8 protein-coding genes are annotated in these 7,012 nt (G+C 43.5%); 2 read left to right on the forward strand and 6 right to left on the reverse strand.

Going from position 1 to position 7,012, the window contains the following annotated elements; translation table 11 throughout:
• Positions 1 to 407: 407 nt before the first annotated feature.
• The 6 genes from FW767_RS12525 to FW767_RS12550 all read right to left on the reverse strand — a co-directional run bounded on the left by FW767_RS12525 (position 408) and on the right by FW767_RS12550 (position 4,219).
• Positions 408 to 947: a hypothetical protein gene (locus tag FW767_RS12525; protein ID WP_123612911.1), complete on the reverse strand. Its 540-nt coding sequence runs from the start codon at positions 945 to 947 to the stop codon at positions 408 to 410.
• Positions 948 to 950: 3 nt separating this feature from the next.
• Positions 951 to 1,649, reverse strand: coding sequence for a DUF3800 domain-containing protein (locus tag FW767_RS12530; protein WP_123612910.1), 699 nt, complete (start codon positions 1,647 to 1,649; stop codon positions 951 to 953).
• A 271-nt stretch (positions 1,650 to 1,920) separates the two neighbouring features.
• Complete coding sequence (locus FW767_RS12535; protein ID WP_123612909.1) at positions 1,921 to 2,133, reverse strand: DUF3873 domain-containing protein; 213 nt, start codon at positions 2,131 to 2,133, stop codon at positions 1,921 to 1,923.
• An 11-nt stretch (positions 2,134 to 2,144) separates the two neighbouring features.
• A complete protein-coding gene (locus FW767_RS12540; RefSeq protein ID WP_123612908.1) occupies positions 2,145 to 2,402 on the reverse strand; it encodes a hypothetical protein in 258 nt (85 codons plus the stop codon).
• Positions 2,403 to 2,455: 53 nt separating this feature from the next.
• Positions 2,456 to 3,787 carry a PcfJ domain-containing protein gene (locus FW767_RS12545; RefSeq protein ID WP_135957632.1) on the reverse strand — a complete coding sequence of 444 codons (1,332 nt, stop codon included), beginning with the start codon at positions 3,785 to 3,787 and terminating at the stop codon, positions 2,456 to 2,458.
• Between the two features lie 12 nt (positions 3,788 to 3,799).
• Complete coding sequence (locus tag FW767_RS12550) at positions 3,800 to 4,219, reverse strand: PcfK-like family protein (RefSeq protein WP_150980693.1); 420 nt, start codon at positions 4,217 to 4,219, stop codon at positions 3,800 to 3,802.
• Positions 4,220 to 5,291: 1,072 nt separating this feature from the next.
• On the opposite strand from FW767_RS12550, the gene FW767_RS12555 reads away from it, so the two are divergent.
• Entirely contained in the window at positions 5,292 to 5,750 is a 459-nt protein-coding gene (locus FW767_RS12555) for a Fic family protein (RefSeq protein ID WP_135957700.1), read from the forward strand.
• Between the two features lie 709 nt (positions 5,751 to 6,459).
• On the forward strand, positions 6,460 to 6,978 hold the full coding sequence (locus FW767_RS12560) for an Arm DNA-binding domain-containing protein (RefSeq protein WP_205523919.1): 519 nt from the start codon (positions 6,460 to 6,462) through the stop codon (positions 6,976 to 6,978).
• Positions 6,979 to 7,012: the final 34 nt, after the last annotated feature.

Below are 7,012 nucleotides of genomic sequence, written 5' to 3' on the forward strand. Positions count from 1 at the left end.
ATAGAGAATTAAAAGGGTAAAATAAAATTGACCCCTAACACCAGGACTTTAAAGGGTCAATCATATTATGGCCAAGGTGGGTAAATTCTGTTTGGCCAAAAGGGTCAAAGTAGAGTGGCTTTTCCACCTCCCACTGCCGCTACAAAGGTAAATTCCACAAGCAACTGCACCAACGGAGGCTGACAGAATACTTATGCTTGTACAATCATAAGTGATAGCCGCTGTGCCCGACACAACAAAATAAGTTTTTTTACGTTATATATTATATAATGCTTGGGTATATAAATTTTTATTTGTACCTTTGCATCGCTCATCTGTAAACAGAAGGAGTTTCGAGGCTCGGTTTATCAAGGCATAAATCTGAGCCTTGTGTTTTATGGTGGGGTAAATAAAGATTGTATTTTATACTATAGTATTTGAGGCAATCTCTTACGATATTTCTTTAATATCGCCTTCTCCCCATATTCTCGATTAAGATAATACGCTGTAAGCAAGAAATAGCCTTTTGAATCACCATGCTGAGACTCAAGGACTATAACATATTTATGGGTCTTGTTATAAATATATGTTTTGATTACATCTTTACGAGCTTTCTTGTCGCGTTCTGTTGCACTAAAAATAATGACACTATCGTCAATTTTTTCTTCTATGTGAGGTCTTATCCAATGTAAGCGTTGCGAACGATGAATGTCAAATACTCGATGTTTAACTCTCTTTCCATCCTCCTCAATTTCAATTTCTTCCGTGGTAAGATGAGTAAATTCTCTGTCCATATCCAGTACCCCATCACTTTTTAACGGATAAATCCGCTTGCCTCTGAAGATAAAATTTGGATTATCCGTTATATCCCTGTCAAAAATCCCTCTCAAGGAATTGTTCCGATCTCTGTCAGACATAAACGCAATGTCTAACAAATCGGGATATTTTTTCAATTTATTAAAAGGCATCGCTTAATGTTTAAGAGAAATATAAAATAAATTCACCTTCTGTGCAGAGAGCGGAGAGGTACAAGTTAATGATACGTATGAATGGCTTTCAATGTACTCAATAATTCTACGCTTTGCGACAACTTTCCCTTCAATGTTTCCGGTTTTAATCCGCAACTTGTAATTTATTGCCCCCATTAAGACATCTGCCAGTTGAAGGAAAACACTCTCATGAGAACGGATAAATTGAAAATTGCCTATCGAAGCATTATATTTAAGTATGTCCTTTAACTTGTGCAGTTTCATTTGGCTACAGGTATCCTTAATATCAAAATAGATATTATGTAGCGCAGCCATATCTGTTTTATGATGCAATAATTGGAAATACATTCTGAAATAAAAATCATTGTATGTATATTCCGCCCGACTTTCGTCTATATGTGACTTGTCAACGACTACCGCCCGAAAATTCAGGCCGGATACCGAGAAAAAATATTCTACCAGTTCTCGATACATTTGATATGTCTTGTCGTGTATCCCAGTCCACTTCCATTCGCCATTAAAGGCATATTTTGTTTTGATAGCCTTTAATTGCTCTCTAATCATTTTTATTTGATTAGAGGCTACACTTACATACCCGTATATCATATAAGGACACCCATCATTTGGTAAATGGGTGCTTTCATCGCAATATATATTGAATGTCTTGTTTTTTTGTTCCATAATAGTATGCAAAGATACTACAAAAACACATATGAATCAACTTTCTATTGTGATAGTGATTGATAAAGGTTATACTGCTCAAAATTACTGTCTGCGCATTTCATATCTGGTGATTTCTCTCCCTGATTCAAGTATATGTTGAAAATCTTGAGATATTACAGAAAAAGATCCCCAATCGCCGCCTTTTGGCGGCCGAAATTTTTGGCAAAATCAGGGCTGGCAACTTCATCGCGAGGTCGCCAGCCTTTTCTATATTACGACTTGGCTAATGTTATTTCTTCTTGTTAAGCCACTCGTCACGGCGTCGTCTGCACTCGCTGAGAGTGTCTGCCACACAGGAATATAACTCTCCATCGGTGTGGCGGTAATCATATTGGTAGTGTTTCTTTCGCCGTGAGCGGTAGCCGGTGTAAAACACTTCGTATTGTTCTGTGCTGGGAGTAGTGGTTGTGCTTACTCCGTTTGCGGTCATTCTCGTTGCCATAGTGTTGCTGTTTAGTATTCTACAATAAGTATCCGATATTCAAATGTCATATCGGGGGCGGTTATCTTCTTTTGTTTAAGCCACAGATGATGGTTGCCAAAGCCATATACGAAGTATCGGTCAAGGTCGTACTTGTCGGCAAAGTCGGCTACTATCTGCCGTAGCGTTTTCTCGCTGTCGGCATAGAGTATATGGTTCACAAATTCTATGATGATTTCGGCTATCTTTTCATCAAAGATGATAGTCGGGTGTTCAAATGTCACGTTCATAATGGGTGGGTATTGTGACCTGCGCCATTGCTGACGCAGGTCGGATTATACATTTAGGCAGTCATTCGTGCTTTGATTAGCTGGGCATTGGAGTTTACCAAATCCACAATGCGGTCGTGGTATGGGGTGTTGAGATTTCCCTTGCCGTGGCATTGCACCACTCTGAGGGTCTGCAAATCAACCTCCACGGTTTCTATGATTCTGTCACCAATCCTTGCGGACAGCACAAGAGACTCTGCTTTTGTGTAGTAACCAGCTCCGAACACGCATATATTCTGCGCTTTGCCTTCCTCATAGTATTCCTCGATGCTTTCAAGAACCTTGACCGTTATCTCGTTGTCGGAGATTACCAACCCGAAGAATTTGGACTTCATAGCCTTGAAATCGTCCTCACGCTGTTTCTCCTCCAGCAGTTTACGCTGTTCACGGTCACGCCTTTCAGCTTCCCATCGGCGTTCATTCTCAGTGCGCTCCTTCATTCGCTTGGCTTCTATCCTGCGCATCGCCCTGTCGTGTGCGTCTATGAAATCTGCGGGGCAGATGTTCTTCGGGTTGCGTATGTCGTGCCCCAGATTGTTCAGCATTTGCAGATAGTCACACCACAGTTTAAGGTTGTTGATTTTGTAGTGGTGGCGTCTGGCGATGAGATATGATGCCCAGAGCATCTCGGCGTTGTGTGTGTTGAGGATAAAGTATTTCATATCCTCAATCTCTCCGGACTTCAAAAGCGTTTCAATCCGTGTATCGGAAAGCACTCTCTTGAAAAGCAGCACGGGTGAGATGCCGTAGAAATCGCCCTTGAACCCATTGCGTCTGAGCTGTGGGATTGTGCGTATCAGCGGATAGACTTCGCTCCACTTGCAGACATCATCATAAAGGCTGTTATAGGGGCGCACCTCCATGTCGCTGTATAACGACCACTGGTCGCAGTAGTAGGAGGGAAATGTGCGGAGCAATGCCATGTCGGTCACTTTGCCGTCGGGTGAAATCCAACGCTGTACCACCTCGGTGCAGTAAAATTTCATCGGCTCTCCCTTTTTGCTTGAATAGTGAGCCTGCGCCACCCTGATTACCTGATACCCCCGGCAGGTGGTGAGTATGCAGAAATACCGTACACCCTTCTGAGTGCGTCTGCGTGAGTCCTGCACTTTCAGTTCCGCTCCGCAGTGAGGGCAGATGCAACCTTCAAGGGTGTCACACAGCGTGCCGTCGCCGCTTTTCCATGAGTGTCCGCAGTCGGGGCAGGTAAGCATACCGCTTTTGGCTCGGTATGCGATATGTTCAACGCAGTTGGTGTATGCCCACTCGGTCTGCTTGGGGGATATTGGTCGCAGGGTTGCTGAAAGTCGTGCGACCTCTTTCTGTATTATTGTCTTGGGTTTCATAGCTGTAATGTATTAGAAGTCAAATAGACTGCGTTGTTCAACTTGGGGTCTGTTCTCTGTCGCCTTCTTGGATTGCGAGGGTCTGCGCATCTTGGACGCTTCCTCGTCACGGAGTTTTGCGATGGCGTCCTGCCGTGCCTGCTCCTTTTCCTCCTCAGTGAGTTCTACCGTGTGGTTGACCACCACTTGGCAGTTGATTGGTTTGCCAACCTCTATCTCGTTTTCTTCCCAAAAATGGACTGCCATTCCGAAGATTTCATCGTCCTCGAACCCGTTGCAACCGCTTTTCTGCACTTGGTTAAGGATATATGTAACGCAGTCATCCATTGACTTTGAGGGATTGGCATACTTGACGGCGAACAATACGTCACTCTTTGCCATATTGTCAAGATAAGTTCTGATTGTGTCTTGGAACGCCATAGTTCCTTTCATTGAGTTCTGTGCCATAGTCGTAAATGTTTAGAAATTTGTTATCAGCCAAAAGATTATCACCACTGCGGAGATTAGGGAGATAACCCACCCGACACCTCTGCATATCGGTTTGAGTATCACCATAAGCACCAGCCCGACCACCGCTCCGATGATAACAGCCATCACCCTTGCAGTCCGTCTTAATGCGGTATGAGCTGGTGAAGGTGTGAAGCTCGATTTTCTATTATGTCGGTTATCCTGTGTCATAAGGCGATATTTTTTTTTAACCTCAATGCGTCTATTTCGCAGTATGAAGTATGTTCGCTCGATAACACCACAGCGTGACGGGAGCAAAGGGCTGTTCGCCGGCGGCTGAAAAATACAAGCTGAGCGACAGCAGGGAGCGAGGTCTGGAGATTTTTCAGTTGTCGGCAATAGAATAGCCCGTCCCGGCACGTTATCCATACCGAGCGAATATACTCCGTGCTGTGATATATGCGATTGCCGGGGAGAAACATAGAGCCGCGAGTGCCTTTATGGTGACACAGGATAACCGGCATAACGGAATGTTAGTCCGTAAGAAAAAGAGTGTGTAATGATTCTGATTACGGTAACCCGTGACGTGTGTTGCCGTAATCAGCGGATGTGGCGCAACCTGTAAAAAGACAATGCTGGAGCGGGCGTAAGGAACACGGGGTGACGGAGACGACGGGGCAGGTGTAGCGACACTCGTGGCGCAACCTGCGCTGGCGATCCGTCACTCGGTGTTTAGCCCGCTCTAATCCGTGGCGATGCGGTCTGCGGCAGTGCCGGACTCGCTCCAAAACGCCGCCGACGGCATAGCCCGAAAACCGTCATGCCGTTGCGCCATATGAATATTTCGACAAACGAGTAAAAGAGCAACGATATAAAATAACCTGAATTTCAATAAAATTTTGTACCGTTGCATCTGTAATACCACTGAATTTATGGCAATTGATTTAGATTACATAAGACATTTGGCTGGATACAAAAGGACACAGTAAGACATAGCGAAGATACAGCAGGACACAGTTCAAAATTACTGAATAATGAGCCGATACATAAATCAATCATGATTCTTATTCAAACTATCGGTGAAGACTGGTTTTCAGCCAATACTTTGTGCGAGGTAATAGGCTTATCTTCAAAAAGTTCCTTTATTAGAAATTATATCAAACCCGCAATAGAGCATGGTCTGCTGACACTTGAAAATCAAGATAAGCCCAATGTTCCAAATCAAAGATACGGCTTGACCGTGAAAGGCAAAGCTCTATATTATGAACACCGTGACAGCATTCAAAATGACCCTCAAATAGTGCAGGTTGACCCTCAAAATGGCTCTCAAAATGACCCTCAAAAAGATGCTGTTGTCGGTGCAATAAAGAATAATAATAGAATCAGTCGTGCAGAGCTGGCCGCTATTGCCGAATGTTCCGAAAGCACGATAAAGAGGCGTTTGAAAGAATGGAATATTGCATGGCTCGGTCATCCCAAGACCGGACACTGGGTGCATATAAAAGACATTCAATAACGTTCAATAACGGATATTGAAAGGAATTTTTAACATCAATGATTGCTGTTGGTCAGACTATTATAGCTATCTTTGTGTTGTAGATATACGAAGAACATTGAAATTTCCGGGTGTGCAAAAAGGGAACATCCATGATTTTCAAGAATTATAAAGCATTGATAGACAAAGAACTTAACCCCTGCCGAGATAAATCTCTCCGGGGTCACTATTAAAGACCACAGAAAGTGGAAAACCGTTGAAAATCAGACATTTTCAACGGTTTTTATTTTTGCACAAACCGCAAAAATCGGCATATCTGAGCACTCTGCGGTGTAAGAATCGGGAATAGATTTTGAAAATTCAAAATTTACACCCGAAGACTTGCCAATCTTCTGACTGACGCATAGTTACAGACACACGACTACCCCGAATACACCCCAATTTTCGCCGATTTTCCATAAATGGGTTCGGGCACCACTCCATTTATAGGTAAATCATTGAAAACTACGGGTAAAGAATTTCAGACCCCACTAAAACGAGTCAGTATCTGCGCTCAAATGCAGGTGTAAATTCTGAGGAAATCTTTTTGCTGGTCTCGATTCTTACACCCGAAAAGATCATATTTCGCTGATATTCAAATTTCTGCACCATAAGAGCACGACATGAGATTATTAACTTTATGTCAAAAAAGACTCTTATGTATCAAGCGAATTATTACACGCTGACCTTTATGATACGAAAGGCTCAGCAGAAAAAATCCGGGGAAACTCCGATTTTTGCTCGCATAACCGTTTCCGGCCAGCGAGCTGAGTTCAACATCAACCGTAGTGTCGACCCTGACAACTGGAACGCCGCCAAAGGACTTTCCTTTGGAAAGTCCAAGAGAGATATTGAGCTCAACAAGTATTTGGACTCAATCCGTGTCCGCATAAGCGAGATTCATGCCTCGCTTGTGAAAGATGAAGAGGCAATCAATCCTCTCATCATCAAGCAGCACTTTCTCGGTAATGCCGAGGGGCCGAAGATGCTGTGTGCAGTGTTCAACTATGTCAACGAACAACACAAGGAGAGATTCGACCGTGGCGACATCTGCGATGGTACATACCTGCGCTGGAAACGCTGTGCCGAATATCTCGCTGAGTTTATTCAGAAGCGAGTGGAAAAGCCACTCTACTTTGACCCTTTTGGCCAAACAGAATTTACCCACCTTGGCCATAATATGATTGACCCTTTAAAGTCCTGGTGTTAGGGGTCAATTTTATTTTACCCTTTTAATTCTCTAT

This window comes from Heminiphilus faecis (assembly GCF_008728965.1).
Classification (GTDB): Bacteria; Bacteroidota; Bacteroidia; order Bacteroidales; family Muribaculaceae; genus Muribaculum; species Muribaculum faecis.

Excerpts from the sequence above, each read along its gene's own strand:
- FW767_RS12525 (WP_123612911.1), bottom strand. The coding sequence starts at position 947 with ATGCCTTTTAATAAATTGAAAAAATATCCCGATTTGTTAGACATTGCG.
- FW767_RS12530 (WP_123612910.1), bottom strand. The coding sequence starts at position 1,649 with ATGGAACAAAAAAACAAGACATTCAATATATATTGCGATGAAAGCACC.
- FW767_RS12535 (WP_123612909.1), bottom strand. The coding sequence starts at position 2,133 with ATGGCAACGAGAATGACCGCAAACGGAGTAAGCACAACCACTACTCCC.
- FW767_RS12540 (WP_123612908.1), bottom strand. The coding sequence starts at position 2,402 with ATGAACGTGACATTTGAACACCCGACTATCATCTTTGATGAAAAGATA.
- FW767_RS12545 (WP_135957632.1), bottom strand. The coding sequence starts at position 3,787 with ATGAAACCCAAGACAATAATACAGAAAGAGGTCGCACGACTTTCAGCA.
- FW767_RS12550 (WP_150980693.1), bottom strand. The coding sequence starts at position 4,219 with ATGAAAGGAACTATGGCGTTCCAAGACACAATCAGAACTTATCTTGAC.
- FW767_RS12555 (WP_135957700.1), top strand. The coding sequence starts at position 5,292 with ATGATTCTTATTCAAACTATCGGTGAAGACTGGTTTTCAGCCAATACT.
- FW767_RS12560 (WP_205523919.1), top strand. The coding sequence starts at position 6,460 with ATGATACGAAAGGCTCAGCAGAAAAAATCCGGGGAAACTCCGATTTTT.